The following is a 21,715-nucleotide window of genomic DNA, read 5'->3' as shown; positions in this document are numbered from 1 at the left end:
TCAACGCTCCTGTGCGGCGTAGACTCCCGCTCGCGAGTCGGCAACCTCTCCGCTCCGTGCTTCACGCGGCGCCGCAGGTCGCGTGCGTATGGCCAGGACGGTGCAGCCTTCGGCGCTGGACATCTGGTGCCGCGTTCCGGGGCCTTCGACGATCAGGTCGCCCTTGACGAAGGAGCGGCCGTCACTGTGATCGAGAGTGCCGTCGAGAACCAGCATCAGCTCGTGGCCGAGGTGCTCATGGAAGTCGCCGTGCGCTCCGGCGGGAAACCGCAGGAGGAGTCCGACAGAAACCTCCTCGGCGCCGTCCGGACCCCACAGCGGGTAGTGGTCGACGCCCGTGCGGCCCGGCTCGACCCACGAGACCCAGTCGAGCTCTTCGAGGCTGAAACCGCTGCGGAAGACGTTGCGGATGACTTCGATATCGGACATCGGGGCTCTCCTTGGGAAAGAACGAGGAATGGATTACGGCAGACGGAGAAGAAGACACGCGTCACTTCGAGCACGCGCGCCGCGCAGAGAAAACATGCGGGCACCACAAACAGGCACCAAGAAGACAGGCGTCAGCGTGACGCCGCCACAGAAATCCCCCCACGGGAACTCAGGCCAAGCCCTTCCGGGGCTAATGGCTTGAACGTTAGCCGTTGCACGTGACGCTACATCATGATTCCGCCACATGGGGCTACGTCTCGACATCCGAGAGGGAGGGTCACAATGACCACACACGGTAGAAACACTCTCGAAATCCGCCCCCTTGAACCGTTGGCGGTCGAGTTCACCAGCTCATGGCACTTCGACGCGGGCGTCCTGATCGACGAGGTCAACACCCCACAGGGGCTGGCACGTTGGACCGGAACGTACCGTTCACGCCTTGGGATGGCCGCCGGTGCCCCGGTGGAGGTCGGACCCTGTGATGTGACGACCGCGCTGGCCGTCCGGGGAGCCGTGCGGGATCTGCTCGACGCGATGGTCGACCGGTCGGTGCCGCCCCGGTCCTCCCTCGACCTCGTGACCGGGCAGGCGCAGCGCGTCCAGGCGGCCCGGGTCAGCTGGCCCCCGGCCGGCCCGCAGCTCGAATGGCCGGACGGCATGGGCACGATGGACATCGTTTCGGCCCAGGTCTGCGCCTCGGCGACCCGGCTGCTGACCTCGCCGCGCCGCGAGCTGCTGCGCCGCTGTCCGGCCCCGAGCTGCGTGCTGTTCTTCACCGCGCTGCGCACCGGCCAGCAGTGGTGCAGCCCCGCCTGCGGAAACCGCGCCCGGGTCGCACGCCACAGCGCCAAGACGCGCTGACGCCCGCTCACCCGGCGTACGGAGGGCGGCCGGTCAGACCGCCAGGCCGCCGAACAGGAGACCCAGCAACGCCCCGGCGAGCATGAACGGGCCGAACGGGATGCCCGTCCTGCGCCCGGCGCGCCGCAGTACGACGAGCACCACCCCGTACACCGCGCCGAACAGGAACCCCGCGAAGCCCCCCGCGAACACGACGGCCCAGCCGTACCAGCCGAGGGCCACGCCCAGCGAGAGGGCGAGCTTCACATCGCCGAAGCCCATGCCGCTCGGGTTGATCAGGAAGAGCAGGAAGTAGAACGCGCCGAGGACGAGCCCGCCGAGCAGGGCGGAGAGCCAGGAACCGGCGTGTTCCGGCAGCAGCGCCGCGAGGCCCAGGAGCACGGCTGCCGCCCCGGCGGCCGGAAGCGTGAGCCCGTCGGGCAGCCGGTGGACACGGTGGTCGACGCTCGCGAGGAGCACCCCGATGGGCGCCAGCACCAGCCAGACGGCCAGTTCGGGCCGCGTCCCGGTGGACCAGGCGAGGGCGGCACAGACGAGCGCGGTGACGACGGGCGCGAGACGGTACGGCGCGTAACGGAGGCCGGTGGGCGGCGGTTCGACGGGGAGCGGTCCGGCGGGCCGGTCATCGGCGGCATCGGCGGCATCGGCGGTATCGGCCGGGGGTACGGGTCCGGGCTCGGGCTCGGCGGCACCGGCGGGCGGTACGGGTCGTCCGGGTCCGGCGGCACCGGCCAGGGGTACGGGTCCGGGCTCAGTGGCTTCCGCGACCGGCTGTACGCCGGCGACCGGCGCCCCCGCGCAGGTGGCGCAGCGGGTGGTGCCGAGCCAGGCGCGGGCGGGCCCGGTGAGCGGGTGACCGGCCGGGCAGGCGTCCCGCCGGGGTTCGCCGGGCCGGACGGAGAATCGGTAGGCGGCGCGCGGGACCAGCAGGCCGGTCGCGGCGCCCCAGAGGGCGGCGACCCCCATCAGCATGGCGTACACCGCACCGATCCTAATCGCGCCGCCCGCCGGGGCGTTGGGGCCGACGCACCGTTTCCGCCCCGGCGGCGGGCGGGCGCCGCTACCGTCGTCGGCATGGCTCGATGGCGCGATGGCACGGGAACCCTGACGATCACGGACCGGGACGGGGTGACCGAGACCCGGGTGCCGCTACGGATCGCGGCCTCCTACCGGCACCGGACGCGCGGGCTCCTCGGCCGGGACGGCATCGACGGGGCGCTGATGATCACGCCGTGCGGAAGTGTGCACTCCTTCCGGATGCGGTTCACGATCGATGTGGCCTATCTGGACCGGCGGTTCAACGTCCTGGCGGTCCACACGATGAGGCCGGGGCGCCTCGGCCTGCCCCGGTTGCGCGGCCGCCATGTGATCGAGGCGGAGGCGGGCGCGATGGCCGCGTGGGGGCTGCGGCCGGGCGTACAGGTGCGGATCACGCAGTCCCGCGAGCGGGTGTAGACGACGCCACTGGGCCCAACGCCGTTGTTTGGGCCCGGAATTGGGGCCTGGGGCCCGGGTCGGGGCCCGGCCCGGCGCTCTACGCTCACGCCGGACCCGGGTTCTGCGGTACGCGGGGCGGGGAACGGGCTTCGGAGGGGGTAACCGTGAGCGGTGGCAGCGGCTGGGGCGGCAGGGGCGCGGGGCAGGGCCCGGCCGGGGCGCGCGGGGGCGGGTCCGGGGGTGTGTTCCTCCCGCTGGCCCTCAGCTGGGCGGCCGGGGCGGTCGTCCGTCTCGCCGTCGGCTATCTGGTCGCGCACGGGCTCGTCCGCCTGCTGGGCACCGAAGCCCGGCTCGACGACTTCGCCTGGCGGCTGGGCCTGCTGCACGTGCCCGCCGTCCTCGCCACCGCGCTGACCGTGCTCGCCGCCGTCCGGGTACTGCCCGAGGAGCGGCGCGGGTCCAGGGCGCTGTACCTGTCGGCCGCGCTCGCCGTCCCGCTGGTCGCCCTGTGCTACGGCTACGCCACGGCCTGGCAGGTCGCCGGGATCGAGGGCGCCGTGATGCCCGTCGTGGCGGCGGCGACCGGGGCGGCGGTGGGCCTGGGTGTCGACCGGCTGCTGGAGGAGGGCGAGCCGGACGCGCTCGCCGGCTCGCTCACCGTGAAGTAGGCGCGCTCACCGTGGAGCGAACCCGCTCACCATGGAGTAGGCGCGCTCACCGGTTGGGCACGTCGCTGCCGTAGACGACCCACGGCGACTGCTCGAAGGAGTTCACGCCGGACAGCTGCGGCTGGGCGGCGGCCACCTCCGGCAGGACGGCGAGCGTGTCGGGCCAGCAGTCGAAGTACACCGACCCCTTCACGATGAAGCCCTGCCAGTCGGTCGCGGCCGACGCGCCCTCGCGGTCGACCACGAATCCGACGCAGAGCAGCGAGGCCCTGCCGACCGCCTCCCGTACCGCGCGCAGGGCGTGCTCCTGGCCGGGGCGGCTCAGCCCGCCGAGCGCGAAGCGCAGCTCCACCGTCCCGTCCCCGCCGCGTTCGATACGGGCCGGTATCCCGGCGCCGTCCTCCAGCCAGAGCAGGAAGTCGACCCGGTCGAGGCGTTGCAGACCGGCGAGGAGCACGAGTTGGTCCCTGGTCACCCAGGACTGGGTGCCGGAGGGCTCGGCGCCGGGGCTGAGCAGGGTGATGCGCCGGGTGACCGGGTGTACCGCCCGCACACCCGCCGTCTCCAGGTCCCCGAGCAGGGACTCGGCGTCGGGGCGGCTCCAGCACAGGTGGAACGAGGAGAAGAATCCGTCACTCATCAACACGTCACCTCATGAAGTACGGGCAGCCCGCCGAGCCCGTCCCGCCGCGGTGTGCGGCGGTGCGGGTGGCCAGGGGATGTCTCGCGGGTGGTCGGTTCCCGAGGGTAGGCGAAACCCCCGGTCCGGGGCGTGGGCCCAGGGGCCCACGGGCGGGCCCCAACTACCCGGCGCGTCCCCCGTCCGACGCGAAAGCCGTGGGTCGCGGGGCAAAAGCCGTGGACAACGCCGCGCCTCCCGGACAGGGTGAGCGGCGATGACACGCACCGATTCGCCTCCCGCATGGGACGAGCGCACCCAGCTGACCACCTTTCTCGACTACGCCCGCGCCACCGCGGTCGCCAAGTGCGAGGGCCTCTCGCAGGAGGACGCCGTCCGGGCGCCGCTGCCCGGCTCGCCCCTGATGACCCTCGCGGGAATCGTCAACCACCTGCGCTGGGTCGAGTACTTCTGGTTCGAAGTCGTGCTCCTCGGCGGCGAGGACGAAGGGCCCTGGACGGACGAGGACCCGGACCGCGAGATGCGGATCGCCGTCGACATGCCGCTCGCCGATGTGCTGAGGGAGTACGAGGAGCAGAGCGCCCGCTACCGGGAGCTCGTCGCGTCCCACGACCTGGACACCCCGGCGCAGCGCCCGCGCAGCAACGGCCGCCACCCCGATCTGCGCTGGATCGTCCTGCACCTCATCGAGGAGACCGCCCGGCACAACGGGCACATCGACATCATCCGGGAGATCGTCGACGGCACGACCGGCGACTGATCAGCGGGGGCCGCGCCGGGCCCGGTCCAACTCGACGTTGAACTGGGCACCGGCCAGCAGCGCCAGGTTGGTGAGCCACACCCAGATCAGGAACACCACGAGCCCCGCCAGTGAGCCGTACAGCCGGCTGTAGGAGCCGATGTACGTGGCGTACACCGCGAACCCCGCCGAGGCGATCAGCCACAGCAGCGCCGCCAGCACCCCGCCGGGCAGCGCCCGGCGGGCCCCGCGCGCCGGTTCCGGGCCGGTCCGGAAGAGGACCGTGATCAGAGCGGCGACCAGACAGAGCAGCAGCGGCCACTTCAGCCCCGCCCACAACGCGTCGCCCACATGTGCCAGGCCCAGCCGGTGCCCGAGCCAGCGAGCCAGCGGCCCGGTGAGTACGAGGGCGAACGCGCTGGTCATCATCAGCAGCAGCAGTCCGATCGCGGACGCGACGATGATGTGCGCCTTGCGCAGGGCGGGCCGGGTGTCCTTCGCGCCGTGCATCGCGTGCTGCGCCCGCCGGAACACCGCCAGATAGCTGGAAGCGGACCACACCGCGCTGACCGTCCCGGTCCCCACCAGCAGCCAGACGGCGGTGCGCTGCTGGGTGGCGGCCTCCAGCGGCTGCCGCAGCGCGGCGGCGGACTCGGCGGGGGCGAAGGCGGTGATGTCGGCGATCAGCGCGCCCGTCGCGCCGGGGTTGGCGAGCCCGATGACGGACACGGTCACCAGGAGCGCGGGGAGCAGGGCGAGGATGGCGTAGTACGTGAGGGCCGCCGCCCAGTCCGAGATGTCGTCGTTCCAGAGCGAGAGCGGCGTCCGGCGCAACGCGATCGGCCAGATCCGCGTGGGGTGCGTGCGGGTGCGGGCGGACGCGGGGCGGGGGGCGGCTTCGGGTGCGCTGTCGGAGTGCTCGCTGTCGGGGCGCGTTCCGTCCGGACGCGTTCCATGCGGTTGCGTTCCGTCCGGACGCGTTCCGTCCGGATACGCGCCGTCCGGGTGGGGCGGGGTGTCGGCGGTGGGGCCGCTGGACTTGCTGGACACGGTGGCGGCTCCGGGGCGTAGGAGGCGGGCGCGGCGCGGGGGACGGTGCGGTGTGCCCCTGCCTCTCCTCTTCTGCTCGGCTTCCCCGCCCGGTACACCGTATTCGCCGGACGACGGGCAGCCGTTGTCGTACCCCGGCCGTACGCTCCCTGCATGAGCGTCTCCCTCTACTACACCGCGCGCCGTGCGACCCCGCTGACCGATTCCGAGTCGGCCGCCGTCGCACGCGTCGTCGCCGCGCACCGGACGTCGTTCCCGTACGAGGACGAGGAGAGCCTCTACGTGTACGACCCGCGGACGGCGGAGCCGGGGCAGGTCCTCGACGGCTCCACCAAGATGCCGTTCGACCCGGGCCGCCTGCTGCCGGTGATCGCGCATGTGCTGGACTCGGTCACGGAGTTGCGCCGCGCCCTGCCCGACGCCGACTGGCGCGTGCACATGGACGACCTCGACGTGCCGTGGGACGAGGCCGAGGGGTACGCCCTGCCCGGGATGCGCGACGCGGACCTGGCCGCCGAGCTGTCGGCCGCGGGCCGGGACGCCGTGGCCGGCGCGCCGGACGGCCGTGCCACGCTTGGCCCGTGACGACACCCGAGCCCCTGACCCCCGACGCCCCCGGCGTCCTGCACCGCCCGCTCCTCACGCAGCAGTGGCTCGACCTCTGCTTCGTCCACTGGGCCGTGGAGCCCGACGCGGTGGCGGGTCTGCTGCCCGCGGGGACGGTGCCCGACACGTTCGACGGCGTCACGTACGTGGGTCTGGTGGCCTTCCGGATGCACCGGGTGGGGTGGCTGGGGCTCCCCGGGGTGCCCTATCTCGGCTCGTTCCCCGAGACGAACGTCCGCCTGTACTCGGTCGACGGACAGGGGCGGCGCGGGGTCGTCTTCCGCTCGCTGGACGCGTCCCGGCTGCTCCCCGCGGCAATGGGCCGGCTCGCCTTCCGCCTGCCGTACGTGTGGTCCCGGATGCGGGTGGAGGCCACCGGCGGCACGATCGCGTACACCAGCACGCGCCGCGCGCCCGGCCCGCGCGGCGCGTACAGCCGCATCACCGTGCGCCCCGGCGAACGCGTCGGCGACCCCACGGAGTTGGAGCACTTCCTCACCGCGCGCTGGGGCCTGCACCACACCCTCCTCGGCCGCACGTCCTACCTGCGCAACGACCACCCCCGCTGGCCCCTGCACCGCGCGGAGCTGCTCGGCTGCGAGGAGAACCTGATCGAGGCGGCCGGCCTGCCCGCCCCGCGCGAGGCCCCGGTCAGCGTGCTGTACTCCCCCGGCGTCCCGGTCCGCCTGGGCGGCCCGTCCCGCCCGAACGGCACACCGGCACCGTGAACGGCGCCCCGGCCGCCCGGGAAAATGGCTTGCGGCCGCACGGCCCTCCTCCTACCGTGATGTGCATGGGTTCCCTGTGACATTCCCCGTGCGCCTGCGTTGAGCTCGGCTCCGTAGGCGCGCTTCCTCGCGCACATCCGCACATCCGCGCATCCACACGTTCGTGCACTCACGCATCCGTGCGTTCCATCACGCATCCGTGCGTCCGCGTGCCGATCGGCTCGGGCCGGGCCGGGAACAGGGGGCTTTATGCACACCGCACAACTATCTCTTCAGAACGTCACCCGCCGCTACGACGACCAGGTCGTGCTGGACGACGTCACCTTCAGCGTCAGGCCCGGTGAGAGGGCAGGCGTCATCGGCGACAACGGGGCCGGGAAATCCACCCTGCTCCGGCTCGTCGCCGAGCGGGACCGGCCCGACAACGGTGAGCTGACCGTGGTCGCGCCGGGCGGAGTCGGGTATCTCGCCCAGTCACTGGCCCTGCCGCCCGGGGCCACCGTCCAGGACGCGGTGGACGCGGCGCTCGCCGAACTGCGCGCGCTGGAGGCCCGGATGCGCCGGGCCGAGGCCGCGCTCGGGGGCCCGGCGGGGGCACGGCAGGCCGCCGCGCTGGAGGAATACGCCGAGCTGGTCGCCCGGTACGAGGCACGGGCCGGTTACGAGGCCGACGCCCGGGTGGACATCGCCCTGCACGGGCTCGGCCTGCCGGGCCTGGCGCGCGACCGGGCCCTGTCCACGCTGTCGGGCGGCGAGCGGTCCCGGCTCGCGCTGGCGGCGACGCTGGCGTCCCGGCCGGAACTGCTCCTGCTGGACGAGCCGACCAACGACCTGGACGACCGGGCGGTGGCCTGGCTGGAGGCCCATCTGCGGGCGCACCGCGGCACGGTGCTCGCGGTCACCCACGACCGGGTGTTCCTGGAGCGGGTGACCACCACGATTCTGGAGGTCTCGGAGGGCCGGGTCACGCGGTACGGAAACGGCTACGAGGGCTACCTCGCCGCCAAGGCCGCCGACCGGCGGCGCCGGCTGCGGGAGTACGCGGACTGGTGCGCCGAGCTGGCCCGCAACCGGGAGCTGGCCGCCTCCAATGTGGCCCGCCTGGACGCGATCCCCCGCAAGGTGCCGCTCAGCGTGTTCGGGCACGGCGGTTTCCGGGCGCGGGGCCGGGGGCACGGGGCGATGGTCCGTATCCGCAACGCGAAGGAGCGCGTCGAACGGCTGACGGAGCGCCCGGTCGCGCCGCCGCCCGATCCGCTGGTGTTCGCCGCCCGGGTGGCCACCGCGGAGGACGCCGCGCCCCGGGTCGCCGCGGAGCTGGACGGCGTACGGGTCGGCGGCCGGCTCTCCGTGCCCGCGCTGCGAATCGGCGGCGCGGAACGCCTCCTCGTCACCGGACCCAACGGGGCCGGCAAGTCGACGCTGATGCGGGTGCTCGCGGGTGAGCTGCTCCCCGACGACGGGACGGTGCACACGCGGGGCCGGGTCGGGCATCTGAGACAGGAGGAGACGCCGTGGCCGGCCGGCCTGACGGTGGCGCAGGCGTACGCCCACGGGCGCGGCGGGGACCTGGAGGAGCACACCGTACAGCTGCTGTCCTTCGGCCTGTTCAGCCCCGCCGACCTGCGCCTCAAGGTGGGCGAGCTGTCCTACGGGCAGCGCCGCCGGATCGAACTGGCCCGCCTGGTCGGCGAACCCGTCGACCTGCTGCTGCTGGACGAGCCGACCAACCATCTGTCCCCGGCGCTGGTCGAGGAGCTGGAAGGAGCCCTGGCCGGGTACCGGGGCGCGGTGGTCGTCGTCACCCACGACCGCCGGATGCGTGACCGGTTCACCGGGCGGCGGCTGGAAATGTGCGAGGGGCAGGTGGTGCGGGATACGGACGCCGGGTGAACATGGCTGATACGAGCCCACGCGCACGGCTTGAATCCTCCCCCTCCAAAGGGGGCGGGCGCAGGTCATATGAACACCAGCTGATTCACTCCTGAACCACTTCTGTCCCGCTGGTGGACACTCGTGGAGAACCCCTGGGGGGGCTTTGTCTTCCTTGATATCCGGCCGTTCCGGTCTCGCGCGCTCGAAGCGCGCGAGACGGATCGCGGCCTGCACCGCACTCGTTCTCTCCGCCGGCATGCTGCTGGCGGCTCCGGCCTCGGCCGACGAGGCGAAGGGCGCCGACGCCCCGAAGGCCGCCGTCGGGGCGAAGCCGCGCCTGGACTTGAACGGCAACGGCGACAGCGACCTCATCTACCGGGGCCTGGACGGCTACCTGTACGTCAAGGCGGGGCCGTACACCCCGGACTACCAGTACTGGCTCCCTGCCACCGACCTCCGGGAGATGTACAAGGACGTCATCGCGCCGGGCGACCTCAACGGGGACGGCCCGCCCGAGATCCTCACGCTGTCGGCGACGGGCACGCTCACGCTGTACCCGAGCGCGGGCGAAGAGAGGACCTCCCCTCCCACCTGGTCCGGTGACGGCTGGCAGAAGTACAACAAGATCGTCTCCCCCGGCGACCTGACCGGCGACGGCCTGGGTGACCTGATCGCGCGCACGCCCTCCGGCGACGTCTACCTCCACGCCTCCACCGGCACCATCGAGGGCGAGCCCTTCGCGCCCGGCGTCAAGGTGGCCTCGGGCTGGGAGACGTACGACCAGATCGTCGGCCTCAACGATGCCAACGGCGACGGGTCGGGCGATGTCGTCACCCGCACCACCGAGGGCGACCTGTACTTCTTCGCCGGTACCGGCGACCCGGCGAAGCCCTTCAAAGCACCCAAGAAGATCGGCTACGGCTTCGACACCTACAACCAGCTCGTGGGTGTCGACGACCTCAACGGGGACGGCTACGGCGACCTCATGGGCCGCAAGCCGAACGGTGACACGTACCTCTACCGGTCCACCGGCGCCGGCACGTTCCGGACGCGGACCGCCGACGCCTTCGGATGGCAGAAGGCCGCCCTGTTCGTCGGCGGGGGCGGCAACCCGGACTTCGGCAAGCACCAGGCTGTGGGCACCACCACCGACGGCCGCTGGTGGTGGTACGACTCCAAGAACAACGGCCAGTTCTACCCTCGCGCGCTCCGCAACATCGTCGAGCCGGGACTGATGAGGGTCGTCTCCTCCCTCGACGTCGACGGCCTGGCCGAGCCCCTCTGGGTGCAGGACGGTCAGCTGTACATCGGGAACCACCACTTCGGCGGCGACTGGGGCGGCTACGACGACCTGATCGGCCCGGGTGACCTGAACGACGACGGCAAGGGCGACCTGCTGGCCCGCGACACCAAGGGCGACCTGTACCTGTACCGGGGCAACGGCCTCACCGAGTTCGAGGCCAAGATCAAGGTCGGCTACGGCTACGGGACGTACCGCCACATCGTCGGCGCCGGCGACCTCACCGGCGACGGCCGGGCCGACGTGGTGGCCGTCGCCAAGGACGGCACGCTGTACCTGTACGAAGGCACGGGCAGCGCGACCGCGCCGCTGAAGGCACGCGTCAAGATCGGCTACGGCTTCGACATCTACAACAAGTTCGCCGCGCCCGGCGACATCAACGGTGACGGCAGGGCCGACCTGATCGGCGTCAACGGCTACGGCGACCTGTACCGCTACACGTCCACCGGGACCGGCCAGCTCACCAAGCGCGTACAGATCGGCTACGGCTTCAACATCTACGACGGCCTGTACTGATCCCCGCGCGGCGGCGGCATCCGGCCGCCGCCGCGCGGTACGGGTCAGCTCTGTGCGCCGCTCTCCCCGCGCTGGAAGGAGACCTCCACGCGCCGGTTCTTCCTGCGGCCCTGCTCGTCGTCGTTGCTGGCGATCGGGTAGTCCTCGCCGTAGCCCCGGATCTCGAACGTGATCCCGCTGCCGCTCAGCGCCTCGTCCAGCACGTTGTGCACGGCCTCGGCGCGCTTCTTGGAGAGCATGTCACCGTGCTCGGACGAGCCCAGGTTGTCGGTGAACCCGAACACCCGCACCTTCGAGGCGTCCTGCTTCTTGATCTCCTCGGCAATGGCGTTGATCCGCCCGTTGGCCTCGGCACCCAGCTTGGCGCTGTCCTTGCCGAAGAGAACCTCGGCCTGGAGCGCGAACTTGATGTCCGCGTTGGTGTCCTCACGCCGCTCCTCGCCGCCGAGATCCTCGATGACGGACTTGATGTCGAGGACTTTGGGCGGGGCGAGGGTGGCGCCTTCGGGGAGCTTGAGGTCGGTGTCCTTCGGGTCGATTTCGACCGGGGGTTCCGCGGAGGCGGAGGGGTAGGGGCTGTCGTCGGCCTGCGCTGTCGGCAGGGCCATGCTGAAAGCCAGAGCCACGGTGAGTACCGCTACTGCCCCCCTCGCCGACGCCCGCACGCTGCCGCTCGTCTCGCCGCTCATCACGAGATTGCAATCGTCGTGTTGGCAAAGCCGGGGAACTGCAGGCCGACTTCGTTGGTGGACAGATCGGGTGCGGGGAACTGAGCGAAGAACGTAAGAGCGGCACCCGCCTCGATACTCGGGTCGAATCCGCTCGTCGTCAGCGGTCGGTTGTCGGTGTCACGCAGCACGTAGTAGCGCTTCTTCGCCTTCGAGTCCACCAGCGTCATTCCCGCGAAGGACCGGTCGGTGGACGCCACCGCCTCCTCCTCGCCGCTCCACTGGATCGGCGTGGTGTAATCCTCACTTCCGGTGTTCTTGATCTGGCCGCTCACGGTGAGGAATCCACCTGAGTCGCGCGTGGCGGAATTAATGACCAATTCAACTCCGCCGTCCCCCTTGGCGGTTGCCAGAACCGTACTGGTTTCCGTGGCCGCGCCGCCGGATTTGCTCTTCTCCTTCTCGGCACCGGGCGCCGCCGCGGAGTTCGATGCCCCCTTGCCCTGGGCGCCCCCGTCGTCGTCGCCACCGCACGCCGCCGCGGAGAAGGCCAACGTCGCGACCAAGAGCGCGGTAGCACCGGCCCGGCGCACGTTCCTCACGTACCCAGTAGTCATCGATCCCTATCCTTTGCGGTCAGTCTCAGTCAGTCTTCGGCCAGGCGTACGGAGAAGAGGTCGGCCACGTCGGGCATGAACGTCAGGTCCTCGGGATCGACCGCCCATTCCAGGTCGCCGTCGCAGCGAACCTTGCCGATCGGCGCGGCCTCCGCGTCCGGATCCGGAACCGCGTCCGGGTCACTGTCCGGATCCGGGATGAACGTGCATCGAGGTTCGACAACGGCCACGGCCACGGCTTCCGCCTTCTTGCCCCCGACCCCGGGAACACTGTTCGTACTCATGCCCTTGCTCGACTTCAGACGGACCTCGTAGCCCCATCTGCCATCGGCCAGTGGCCGGCATCGGACATCAGTCGCCTTGTTCCGGCCGGCGAACGCGAATGCCTTCCCGCATGCGTCACCGCGTCCCCCGAGGAAGGCCGTGTTGAACACCGAGTCGAAGTATTCGAGGTCGGCCAGATGTGCCTTCAGATCCGGTTCGAGCAGGCTGCGCGATTCCTTGGCAGCCGCCAGCGCGGCGGCGTCGGCCGCACTCTGGGCGCCGTTGCGATGAATATCGGCCTCACCGAACGCCAATAAGATCAACGCAACGAAGAGCAGGCCCACTATCGCTGCGATGTACAGCGGCGCGGCCTGCCCCGATTCACTGTGGAAACGCAAGCTCACTTGTTGAGGACCTTGTTGATCTTCGCCGTGAACTTGTTGGCGATGGTGGTCCCCATCTTGGTATTGATCAGCGCAATCACGATCGCCACCACCAGGATCGTGATGCCGACATACTCGATCGCCCCCTGGCCCCTGTCCTTGCGGCGCTTCATGTGATGGGCGGTGGTGTTCGCCCAGCGGTTCACATAAATCTGTGTGCTCACGGCGGCCTTGAGCGCGATGTCCTTCATGACGATGTCCCCCTCCGAGTTCGACCGACCGAGAACCGGTCGACGCTGATCCGTGAGTCCGCGTGTCTCCGACGTGAGCAACGTACGTCGGTACAACACCCCTCATCATGGGCCTCAGGGCCCAACTCCGGGCCCACTTGCGCCGTTGCGTGCCAGGTAGCGTTCCGCTTTCAGCCATGCCGTGCCGGTCCCCCCGGCGGCCTGCGGTGCCATAGGGCGATGGCCTCGCCGCGGCTGCCGACATTCAGCTTGGTGAAGATGCGGTTGATGTGGTTCTTCACCGTCTTCTGACTGATGAAACAGGCGGCGGCGATCTGCTGATTGGACATGCCCGACGCGATCAGATCCATCACCTCCACCTCCCGCTCACTCAGCTCCGACAACACGCTCCGGGCGGCCGGAGCGGAAGACCTCGACGTTGAATGTCCCACAAATGGCCCCGTGGGCGGGGCATTTCGCGGGGACGGGCCGTCACTGTGCGGTTCCGCAGGGCAACGGGCCGCCGCCCCCGCGCACACCGCCCCCAGCCCGTCCGGCAGCGGCGGCCGCCCCTCGTCCTCCGGGGTGGCCCGCTCCCGCAGGGACTCCAGCAGCGCGCCGCTCGCCGAGTGGGTGAAGCGGGCCCGGCCCTCCGCCGTGTCCCGGACCGCGGCCACCAGTTCGGCCGCCGTGAACTCGCCGTGCACCAGATAGCCCCCGGCGCCCAGGCGCAGCGCCCGACGGACGACGGCGCTCTCGCTGCTGTAGGTCATCATCAGCACCGGGGCCAGGCGCACCAGGTGCGGCAGGGCCGAGATCCCGTCGACCCCGGGCATGCGCACATCGAGCAGGACGACGTCCGGGCGGTGCCGTACCGCCTTCTCGTACGCCTGACGGCCGTCGCCCGCCTCCGCGACCACGACGAGGCCGCCGCGGCCGTGCAGGAGCGCCGTCAGGCCGGCCCGTACGACGGGGTTGTCGTCGGCGACCAGGACCCGCAGCGGGGTGGCGGCGGGGGCGGGGAAGGCCGGGGCGGGCGGCTGCGGTGGCCACTGCTCCCCGGAGCCGTAACGGCCGTCGGGTATGTCGTCCGGCACGACAGGGCCTCCTCTCTCAGGGAACGGGGACGGTGGGGGCCGGCGCACGCGGGAGGTCCATCGCGGCGAGGGACAGGTCGAGGCGGACCTCCGTGCCCCGGGACGCCCCGCCCCGGCCGATCCGTATGCGGGCCCCGATGGAGGCGGCCCGTTCGACCATGCCGACGAGGCCGAAGTGGCCGGCCCGGCGCAGGGCGGCCAGGGTGGTGCCCGGGGGCAGGCCGTCGCCGTCGTCGTACACGCTGATCCGCACCACGTCGCGGACCAGGCCGGCGGAGACGTCCACCAGGGAGGCGCGGGCGTGGCGGCGGGCGTTCTCCATGGCTTCGGTGGCGATGGTCAGGGCATGCCGGGCGACGGCGTGGGGTACGGGCGGCACCCGGTCGTCGCCGAGGCGGCGGAAGACGGCCCGGACCCCGGTGCGGCGTTCGAAGTCGGCGGTGCGGGCGGCCAGTTCGGCGACGAGGTCGATACCGCCGTCGAGGCCGGAGTCGCGGCGCAGGTCCGAGAGGAGTTCCCGGGATTCGGCGGCGGCCCGGCGGGCGGAGCGGGCGACCAGCTCCGCCCGGCGTCTGACGGCCGCCGGGTCCATGCGGTCGGCGGTGCTCGCCAGGCCGTCGGCGGCCAGGGCCAGGCCGTGCAGGGTCTTGGCGACGGAGTCGTGCATCTCGCGGGCAAGCCGGGCCCGCTCCGCCTCCACCGCCCTGCTGACGGCGAGCCGCGCCCGGGTCTCGGTCAGCGCCTGGGACGCGGCGCCGAACCGCAGCAGCAGGCCCCGGAGCGTGGCGCCGACCGCGCCGGCCATGATGCAGAGCCCCACCATGAGGAGCGCGGTGGCGTCGGCCTCGTCCTGTTCGCTGATGCCGTAGGCGGCGGCCAGCAGCAGGGTCTGGAGCGCGGCGAAGACGGCGCCGCCCCGCCAGCTGTAGACGAGGCCCGCGAGGAGCGGGGTGCAGACCGTGACGTACGAGAGGGTCGAACCGGGGCTGGCGGCGAACAGCAGCAGCGCGCCGAACAGCATGTCGGCGGCGAGGAGCGAGGGGTGGCGCAGGAGGAACGGGCCGAAGCGCTCCCAGTCCCGCATCAGCACGTAGGACACCATGACGGTGACGAGGACCGCCGCCCCCACCAGCCAGCTGCCCAGCTCGTCGTGGACCCCGGCGAGGGCGAAGGGGGCGGCCAGCGCGGTCATGGCGAGCCGGAAGCCGAAGAGCTGGCGGCACAGGGCCTGGAGGGCGTTCACCTGGATGGGCAGCGGCGGCACATGGCCGGGTGCGCTCGCCGGTGTCGTCGCGTCGGGGCCGCCGGTCAGGGCGGGGCCGGCCGGTCGTGGGGCCATGGTCTGTCTTCACCTCCTCGCGGGGGTCGCGGTGGCGTGCCCGTGGGCGTCAGCTGCCGAAGATCTCGTTGATGTCGACGTTCGCCGCGTAGTAGAAGCCGACCGCGATCAGGATCATCGTTCCCGGGAGCATGAAGCTGGTGACGATGAGCGTGGCCTTGGGGACGGCCTTGGACGCCCTGCGGCGGGCGTTCTGGGCGTCGGTGCGCCGCATGTCGTTGGCGATCTGAATGAGGGTCTCCACGATGGGCGCGCCGAGCTCCTCGCCCTGCTGGAGGGCGGAGACGAACATGGAGACCTGTTCGGACTCGTTGCGCTTGCGGAGCTGGTCGAAGGCGTCGCGCCTGCTGACGCCCATGTCCATCTGGCGCAGGGTGATCCGCAGCTCGTCGGACCAGGGGCCGGTGTACTTGTCCGCCACCCGCTCCAGCGCCTGGCGGAAGCCGAGGCCGGCGGAGACGACGACCGCGAGGACGTCGAGGAAGTCGGGCAGGGTCCGGTCGATGTCGTCCTTGCGCCGGCTGATGGCCGCCCGGATGATCACGTCCGTCCAGAAGAGGCCGTAGACGAGCAGGATGATCGCCAGGACGACCTGTCCGTTCATCAGCATCGCCAGGGCGGCCAGGATGCCGAGGCCGCCGTAGACGGCGCGCCGGGCGGCGTACCGGTCGACGGTGAGGCCCCGGGGGTTGCCCGCCATGTCCAGCTTGCGGCGGATCCGGGCGACGCGTCCGGGGCCCATCATCGACAGGACGCGGGGGGCATACGGCATGCCCAGCCGGTCGATGGCCGAGCCGGCGGCGCTGGTGCGGCTGGCGCCGACCTCCAGGGCGATGGCCAGGTCGCCGGGGAGTTTGGCGTCGGCGCGATACATACGGATGCCCTGGAAGGCGCCGAGGACGGCGAGTCCGATGACGGCCGCGAGCAGTAGTTCCATCTCTGTGCTCCTCTCTCTTCCGGCCGTCAGATACGGACGCGGGTCAGGCGGTTGATCAGGAAGAAGCCGAGGGCGTACAGGCCCGCCGCGATCACGATGGCGATCCGGCCCGGGGTGGCGGCGGCCATGTCGTCGAGGGCGCCCGCGCGCATTCCGTTCACGACGAGCAGGAAGGCCAGGCCGAGGACGGGGACGGCGACGGCGGTCACCTTCACCTGGGAGAGCAGGGTGGTGACCTCGCGCCTGGTCTCCTTGCGTTCCTCCAGCGTGCCCGTCAGGTTGCGCAGCGAGGAGACGATCGAGCCGCCCGTCCGGTTGGAGAGGATGAGGGTGGAGACCAGGACGGTCAGTTCGCGGGAGGGCAGCCGTTCCACGAGTTCGTTCAGGGCGTCGTCCAGGGAGTGGCCGACGGCCAGCCGGTCGGCCACCCGGCGCAGCTCGGCGTGGGCCGGGTCGTCCAGTTCCTCGACCGCCATGCCGATGGCCGTGCGCAGGGCCAGGCCCGCCTGGGTGGCGTTGGCGAGGACGCGGGTCAGTTCGGGGAGCTGGTTGATGAACGCCTCGGTGCGTTTGGCGCGTTGCCAGTTGAGGAAGGCGTTGCCGCCCCACAGGCCGATGAGTACGGCGACGAGCCCGAAGAACGACGCGAAGACGGAGGCCATGACGAAGTAGATCGCGAGCAGGGCCGCCACGACGTAGACGGCGTACTCGCCGGGGGTGAGGTCGAGGCCGGTGACCGCGATCTTGCGTTCGATGCGCTTGCCCAGGCCGGTCCTGCGCAGCCACTGGTCGATCGCCCGGAAGCGCCGGACGCGGCCCTCCACGGCCGGCTGCCCGGTCTGGGACATGCGGTCGATCAGCGCCTGCCGTTGTTCCCTGCCCGAGGAGTAGCTGTGCAGGCCGATGACGGCGAGCAGACAGGCGAGCAGGGTGACACCGACCGTCAGGAGCGGGAGGTTGTCCATGTCGGGGGCCTTCTGGGTGAGCGGCGGGCGGGGGGGTGGGGCGGGCTCAGGCGGTGGAGGTGCGTACGAGGAGTTGTTCGTCGGCCTGGGCGACGCCGAAGGCCGGCGGGACGGTCTCGTTGGTCATGTGGAAGCGTTCGGCGACGCGGCGCGGCACCGGGAAGTAGTCGAAGCGGCCGTACACGCGCCCGTCCGCCGCCATCGGGAGGGCGTTGAAGCGGCAGACGGAGACGATGCGGTAGTCCTCGCGGCCGTGCGAGTCGACCACGGCGATCTCGGTGATGCGGCGGGAGCCGTCGCCGTGCCGGGTCAGCTGAACGATCACGTCGACGGCGCTGTTGATCTGGTCGTGGATCGCGGCGAACGGGATCTCGACCTCGGACATGGAGCTGAGGGTCTGCAACCGCATCAGCGCGTCCTCCGCGCTGTTCGCGTGGACGGTGGCGAGCGAGCCGTCGTGGCCGGTGGACATGGCCTGGAGCATGTCGAGCGTCTCGCCGCCCCTGACCTCACCGACGATGATGCGGTCGGGCCGCATGCGCAGCGAGTTGCGGACGAGGTCGCGGATGGTGATGCGGCCCTTGCCCTCCACGTTGGAGGGGCGGCTCTCCAGCGTGATCACGTGGGACTGCTGGAGCTGGAGTTCGGCGGAGTCCTCGATGGTCACGATGCGTTCGCCGTCCGGGATGAGCCCGGACAGGGCGTTGAGCAGGGTGGTCTTGCCGGTGCCGGTGGCCCCGGAGACGATCACGTTGAACTTGGCGCGGACGAAGCCGGCGAGCAGGATCAGCATGTGCTCGTCCAGCGAGCCGAGGGAGATCATCTCCTGGAGCGTGAAGGCCCTCGGGAAGCGCCGGATGGTGAGGATGGGGCCCGAGAGGGAGAGCGGCGGGATGATCACGTTGACGCGCTCGCCGGACGGCAGCCGGGCGTCGACCATCGGGTTCGCCTCGTCCACGCGGCGGTTGACCGTGGAGACGATGCGTTCGATGGTCTGCATCAGCTGCTCGGTGGAGGAGAAGCGCATCGGGAGGAGTTCGAGGCGTCCGCCGCGCTCCACGTAGACCTGTTCGGGGCCGTTGACCATGATCTCGCTGATGGAGGCGTCTTCGAGGAGCGGTTCGAGGATGCCGAGGCCGAGTGCCTCGTCCACGACGCGCCGGATGAGGTGCGAGCGCTCCACGGAGGACAGGACGGGGCCCTCGCGGCTGATGATGTGGCCGAGGACGCGTTCGAGCCGCGCCCTGCGATCGGCCGCCGCGAGGGCGGACATCTCCGCGAGGTCGATCTCCTCCAGGAGCTTGGCGCGGTAGACCCCGACCAGCCGGCTCTCCTCGCTCATCCCGTTCGCCGGCTCGGGACTGGTGATACGCGCCCGCAGGCTCATGTGCTCAACTCCCTCGGTTCTTCTCGGCGCTGTGTGGGCTACGGGTCAGTCGGTCGGCATGGTGGCGCTCTTCTCGACGGAGCCGAAGGAGAACATCGGCAGCAGGCTGGGGATGGAGACGCGCACGGTGACCGTCACGGAGCCGGCGCCCCGCGTCGTGGAGGCCTCGGCCCCGTCGGCCAGCCAGCCGCTCATGGAGTCCCGGGCCACCGCGCCCGCCCGGTGCTCCTGGTGGTCGGTCGAGGCGACCCTGGCCGCCGTCCGGGCCGCCGTACCCGCCTGCTGGGCCGCGTACACGGCGATGCCGAGCTGGACCACGGCCAGCGCGACGACGAGGAGGAGGGTGAGGACGCCCACGTACTCGATGGCGGCCTGGCCGCGCTCCCGGGACGCGGCGGGCCGGCCGCGCCGCCGGGAAGGGGCCGGCCCGCGCCTCACCACGCGTCCCGCCTCTCGTTGCGGGCCTTGGCCTCGCCCGTCGCGTGCCAGGGCAGGTCGAAGGCGCCGGGGAACAGCATCGGCACGTCGAGCCTCACCCGGACGGTGACCAGCTCGCTGGACGGTTCACCGCAGCGCTCCACGCGGGTGGTCCAGCCGCTGGGCACGTCCTCGCGCACGGCCCGCTCGCAGGCCGCCTGCTGGCTGCCCTCCGTGACCGCCGCGGCCCTGACCGCCTTGTCCGCCGCGTTCCCCGCCAGGATGTACGTGTAGCAGACCATCGCGGCCTGCCAGAGCAGCGCCAGGGTGATCAGGATCAGCGGCAGGGTGCCGACGAACTCGATCGCGGTCTGGCCCCGGTCGGACCGGCCGTCGCGAAGGGCCCGGGTGCGGGCGCCGCCCGCTCCGGGCCGTCGCCGCCGGTCCGCTCGTAAGAGGTTCATGATGCAACGGTCCCCCTCGGTCGCCCCGGTCCGTCCGGTCGTCGCGCGTTCACTTGGTACGTCCCCGCCGGCCGCCGGCCGAAGCGCGGTCCCCCTTCAACCTGCCCCCTCGGGCGGCTCCTTCCGCGTTCTTGACCAGACCGAGATCTCCGGCCAGCCCCCACAGGGCCTGTTTCACGGTGGATTTGGCGTCCAGGTCCTGGAGGCGGCCCGCGTCGACCACCGCCTGGAGCTCCTTGAAGTTGGCGGGGACCGGGATCCGGGCGACCCGGGTGGCGGTGATCTTCTCGATCAGGGCGGGCTGGATCTCGGTGCTGCGGGTGTGGCGGTTGACGACGGTGACGGTCTCCTCGGCCTTGCGGACCTGGAGCCGGTCCCAGAGGCGGACCATGCGCTTGGCGGCGCGGACGGTGATCACGTCCGGGGTGGTGACCAGCAGGGTGTGGTCGGCCATCTCGATGGCCGCCGCGTTGGCCGAGTTCATGTGCGTACCGCAGTCGATGACGACGATCTCGTAGCGGTGCCGCAGGGCGCTGACGGTCTGGCGTACGACGCGGTCGCTGACGTCCTCGCCGCGCTCCCCCTCGCCCGGGGCGAGCAGCAGGGCGAGGCCGGTGTCGTGGTTGAACAGGGCGTCCTGGAGGACGCGCGGCGAGATGTCCTGGATGGTGGAGAGGTCGACGATGGAGCGCCGGAACTGCACGTCGAGGTAGGAGGCGACGTCCCCCGACTGGAGGTCGAGGTCGGCGAGGGCGACCGTGTGGCCGGACGCGGCGGCGGCGAGGGCCAGCTGTACGGCGGTGACGGTGGTGCCGACGCCGCCCTTCGCGCCGCTGACCGTGACGACGGTGCCGCCGGGGCCGGTGAGGACGTCGGCGCCCGCGCCGAGATGGCGGCGGACCCCGGTGGACCAGCCGGCGGCGCCCTGGACGCGCTGCGCCAGCTCCTCGTACGAGAGGGGCAGGCCCGCCAGGCCCCGGGCGCCGGCGTCCATGGCCGCCGAGTAGAGCCCGGGGCTCGCGTCGGCGGTGACGAGGACGACCCCGACCGCGGGGAAGCGCAGGGCCACCTCCCGGATCAGCTCCAGGGCCGGGACCGGGCCGATCCGTTCGTGCACGAGGACCACCTCGGGCAGCTCGTCCAGGGACTCGGCGGCGAGCTGGGCCAGGGTGTCGAGCAGTGAGGTCGAGTCGCCGAGCGGCGCGGCCGGCTCCGCGTCGGGGAGCTGGCCGAGCAGCGTCGTGACGGCTCGGGCGGCGTCGGCGTCGCCGACGGCCGGGAGGATGCGTGTGCTCATCCGGTCCTCACTTGTTCTTGTCTTCGTCGAGGTTGTAGCTGCCCTCGCCCGGCCGGAGCGTGGTGGGGCTGTCGGCGGGGAGCAGGGCGAGGCGGACGTGCTCGGCGAAGGACTCCGCGTAGGCGACGCGCTGGGCGTCGGTGGTGTTCAGGGCGAAGGTGATCGGGACCGCCTCGGTGGGGCCGTCGCCGCGGTCCTCCGGCTTGGGTTCCAGGGAGGTCAGCCGGCCGACGTCGATGACCTTGGCGTTGGCGACGATGACGCGGGAGGTCGACTTCTCCTTCTCGGTGCGGCCGGCGAACGTGGCGTAGATGTTGACCAGGTTGCCCGGCCTGATCTTGCCGGCGACGCCGGTCGCGGCGTCGATCATGATGGCTATCTCCTGCTGCCCGTCCTTGAGCTGGGGGCGGTCGACGAGCATGTCGTCCTGGAGCAGCGAGCCGGTGTGGAGTTCGGTGACCGCGATCTTGCCGCGGAGGGCGGAGAGGTCGGTGACGGCGTTCTTGGAGAGCCAGCGCCTGGGCATCCTGATCTTCTCGAACTGGCTTGCTTCCAGGGGCTTGTAGGGCGTGATCGTGGATTTGACCCGGTACGCGGTCACCTCGGGCCCGACCTTGGAGTTCACGTCACTGATCACCGAGAGCACACCGGCGAACGCCCCGAAGGCGCACAGGACCGACAGGAGGAGCAGGATGACGCCGCGGCGTTGCCGTGAATTCATGGGCGGAGCAACCTCGTTGGGATATGTGGGCCGACGGGCGGGGGAACAGGGCGGTACGGGGATCAGGGCGGTACGGGGAC

25 protein-coding genes are annotated in these 21,715 nt (G+C 71.5%); 8 read left to right on the top strand and 17 right to left on the bottom strand.

Going from position 1 to position 21,715, the window contains the following annotated elements; all coding sequences use genetic code 11:
- Positions 1–429 (bottom strand): cupin domain-containing protein, encoded by a 429-nt coding sequence (locus P8A18_RS22280; RefSeq protein WP_306056977.1) that lies wholly within the window; start codon positions 427–429, stop codon positions 1–3.
- A 330-nt stretch (positions 430–759) separates the two neighbouring features.
- Here P8A18_RS22280 and P8A18_RS22275 point away from each other — a divergent pair, with 330 nt between their 5' ends.
- Positions 760–1,290, top strand: a complete 531-nt coding sequence (locus tag P8A18_RS22275) for a CGNR zinc finger domain-containing protein (RefSeq protein ID WP_306056975.1) — start codon at positions 760–762, stop codon at positions 1,288–1,290.
- A gap of 33 nt (positions 1,291–1,323) precedes the next feature.
- On the opposite strand, the gene P8A18_RS22270 is transcribed toward P8A18_RS22275, so the two are convergent.
- Positions 1,324–2,271, bottom strand: a complete 948-nt coding sequence (locus P8A18_RS22270) for a prepilin peptidase (RefSeq protein ID WP_306056973.1) — start codon at positions 2,269–2,271, stop codon at positions 1,324–1,326.
- Between the two features lie 93 nt (positions 2,272–2,364).
- On the opposite strand from P8A18_RS22270, the gene P8A18_RS22265 reads away from it, so the two are divergent.
- Both P8A18_RS22265 and P8A18_RS22260 read left to right on the top strand, forming a co-directional pair.
- The gene (locus P8A18_RS22265; protein WP_306056971.1) at positions 2,365–2,745 is read left to right on the top strand and encodes a DUF192 domain-containing protein; all 381 of its coding nucleotides are present in this window, start codon (positions 2,365–2,367) and stop codon (positions 2,743–2,745) included.
- 146 nt (positions 2,746–2,891) lie between these two features.
- Positions 2,892–3,395, top strand: coding sequence for a hypothetical protein (locus P8A18_RS22260; RefSeq protein WP_306056970.1), 504 nt, complete (start codon positions 2,892–2,894; stop codon positions 3,393–3,395).
- Between the two features lie 46 nt (positions 3,396–3,441).
- Here the strand turns inward: P8A18_RS22260 and P8A18_RS22255 are convergent, their stop codons facing one another.
- Complete coding sequence (locus P8A18_RS22255) at positions 3,442–4,035, bottom strand: hypothetical protein (protein ID WP_306056968.1); 594 nt, start codon at positions 4,033–4,035, stop codon at positions 3,442–3,444.
- Positions 4,036–4,291: 256 nt separating this feature from the next.
- Between P8A18_RS22255 and P8A18_RS22250 the strand changes: the two genes are divergently transcribed.
- Positions 4,292–4,795, top strand: a complete 504-nt coding sequence (locus P8A18_RS22250) for a DinB family protein (RefSeq protein WP_306056966.1) — start codon at positions 4,292–4,294, stop codon at positions 4,793–4,795.
- Here the strand turns inward: P8A18_RS22250 and P8A18_RS22245 are convergent, their stop codons facing one another.
- On the bottom strand, positions 4,796–5,623 hold the full coding sequence (locus P8A18_RS22245; protein ID WP_306061070.1) for a YihY/virulence factor BrkB family protein: 828 nt from the start codon (positions 5,621–5,623) through the stop codon (positions 4,796–4,798).
- 354 nt (positions 5,624–5,977) lie between these two features.
- On the opposite strand from P8A18_RS22245, the gene P8A18_RS22240 reads away from it, so the two are divergent.
- The 4 genes from P8A18_RS22240 (at position 5,978) to P8A18_RS22225 (ending at position 10,849) form a co-directional block, all read left to right on the top strand.
- Positions 5,978–6,409, top strand: a complete 432-nt coding sequence (locus tag P8A18_RS22240) for a hypothetical protein (RefSeq protein WP_306056964.1) — start codon at positions 5,978–5,980, stop codon at positions 6,407–6,409.
- On the top strand, positions 6,406–7,158 hold the full coding sequence (locus tag P8A18_RS22235) for a YqjF family protein (RefSeq protein ID WP_306056962.1): 753 nt from the start codon (positions 6,406–6,408) through the stop codon (positions 7,156–7,158). Before P8A18_RS22240 ends, P8A18_RS22235 begins: the two co-directional genes overlap by 4 nt.
- Positions 7,159–7,407: 249 nt before the next feature.
- Entirely contained in the window at positions 7,408–9,051 is a 1,644-nt protein-coding gene (locus tag P8A18_RS22230) for a TlrC/CarA/OleB/SrmB family ABC-F type ribosomal protection protein (RefSeq protein WP_306056960.1), read from the top strand.
- 238 nt (positions 9,052–9,289) lie between these two features.
- The gene (locus tag P8A18_RS22225) at positions 9,290–10,849 is read left to right on the top strand and encodes an FG-GAP repeat domain-containing protein (protein ID WP_306056958.1); all 1,560 of its coding nucleotides are present in this window, start codon (positions 9,290–9,292) and stop codon (positions 10,847–10,849) included.
- 44 nt (positions 10,850–10,893) lie between these two features.
- Here P8A18_RS22225 and P8A18_RS22220 read toward each other — a convergent pair whose 3' ends face one another.
- The 13 genes from P8A18_RS22220 to cpaB all read right to left on the bottom strand — a co-directional run bounded on the left by P8A18_RS22220 (position 10,894) and on the right by cpaB (position 21,635).
- Positions 10,894–11,457 carry an OmpA family protein gene (locus P8A18_RS22220; protein ID WP_306056957.1) on the bottom strand — a complete coding sequence of 188 codons (564 nt, stop codon included), beginning with the start codon at positions 11,455–11,457 and terminating at the stop codon, positions 10,894–10,896.
- Between the two features lie 80 nt (positions 11,458–11,537).
- Positions 11,538–12,134 carry a hypothetical protein gene (locus P8A18_RS22215; protein ID WP_306056955.1) on the bottom strand — a complete coding sequence of 199 codons (597 nt, stop codon included), beginning with the start codon at positions 12,132–12,134 and terminating at the stop codon, positions 11,538–11,540.
- 29 nt (positions 12,135–12,163) lie between these two features.
- Positions 12,164–12,802, bottom strand: a complete 639-nt coding sequence (locus tag P8A18_RS22210) for a pilus assembly protein TadG-related protein (protein WP_306056954.1) — start codon at positions 12,800–12,802, stop codon at positions 12,164–12,166.
- Complete coding sequence (locus P8A18_RS22205; RefSeq protein WP_306056952.1) at positions 12,799–13,032, bottom strand: hypothetical protein; 234 nt, start codon at positions 13,030–13,032, stop codon at positions 12,799–12,801. Before P8A18_RS22205 ends, P8A18_RS22210 begins: the two co-directional genes overlap by 4 nt.
- Before the next feature lie 170 nt (positions 13,033–13,202).
- A complete protein-coding gene (locus P8A18_RS22200) occupies positions 13,203–14,108 on the bottom strand; it encodes a response regulator transcription factor (protein WP_306056951.1) in 906 nt (301 codons plus the stop codon).
- Positions 14,109–14,124: 16 nt separating this feature from the next.
- Entirely contained in the window at positions 14,125–15,447 is a 1,323-nt protein-coding gene (locus P8A18_RS22195) for a sensor histidine kinase (RefSeq protein WP_306056949.1), read from the bottom strand.
- A 49-nt stretch (positions 15,448–15,496) separates the two neighbouring features.
- Positions 15,497–16,384 carry a DUF5936 domain-containing protein gene (locus tag P8A18_RS22190; RefSeq protein WP_306056947.1) on the bottom strand — a complete coding sequence of 296 codons (888 nt, stop codon included), beginning with the start codon at positions 16,382–16,384 and terminating at the stop codon, positions 15,497–15,499.
- Positions 16,385–16,410: 26 nt separating this feature from the next.
- Positions 16,411–17,349 (bottom strand): type II secretion system F family protein, encoded by a 939-nt coding sequence (locus tag P8A18_RS22185; RefSeq protein WP_306056946.1) that lies wholly within the window; start codon positions 17,347–17,349, stop codon positions 16,411–16,413.
- 46 nt (positions 17,350–17,395) lie between these two features.
- Positions 17,396–18,736: a TadA family conjugal transfer-associated ATPase gene (locus P8A18_RS22180; protein WP_306056944.1), complete on the bottom strand. Its 1,341-nt coding sequence runs from the start codon at positions 18,734–18,736 to the stop codon at positions 17,396–17,398.
- 45 nt (positions 18,737–18,781) lie between these two features.
- On the bottom strand, positions 18,782–19,177 hold the full coding sequence (locus P8A18_RS22175) for a TadE/TadG family type IV pilus assembly protein (RefSeq protein WP_306056943.1): 396 nt from the start codon (positions 19,175–19,177) through the stop codon (positions 18,782–18,784).
- Positions 19,171–19,617 carry a TadE family protein gene (locus tag P8A18_RS22170; protein WP_306056941.1) on the bottom strand — a complete coding sequence of 149 codons (447 nt, stop codon included), beginning with the start codon at positions 19,615–19,617 and terminating at the stop codon, positions 19,171–19,173. Before P8A18_RS22170 ends, P8A18_RS22175 begins: the two co-directional genes overlap by 7 nt.
- A 49-nt stretch (positions 19,618–19,666) precedes the next feature.
- Complete coding sequence (locus P8A18_RS22165) at positions 19,667–20,914, bottom strand: CpaE/TadZ family protein (protein ID WP_306056939.1); 1,248 nt, start codon at positions 20,912–20,914, stop codon at positions 19,667–19,669.
- A gap of 7 nt (positions 20,915–20,921) precedes the next feature.
- Positions 20,922–21,635, bottom strand: a complete 714-nt coding sequence (gene cpaB, locus P8A18_RS22160; protein ID WP_018550355.1) for a Flp pilus assembly protein CpaB — start codon at positions 21,633–21,635, stop codon at positions 20,922–20,924.
- Between the last annotated feature and the right edge of the window lie 80 nt (positions 21,636–21,715).

This window comes from Streptomyces sp. Mut1, assembly GCF_030719295.1.
Classification (GTDB): Bacteria; Actinomycetota; Actinomycetes; order Streptomycetales; family Streptomycetaceae; genus Streptomyces; species Streptomyces castrisilvae.
Note: the sequence above shows the minus strand (reverse complement) of the source record. Positions and strands in the feature narration are given on the sequence as shown.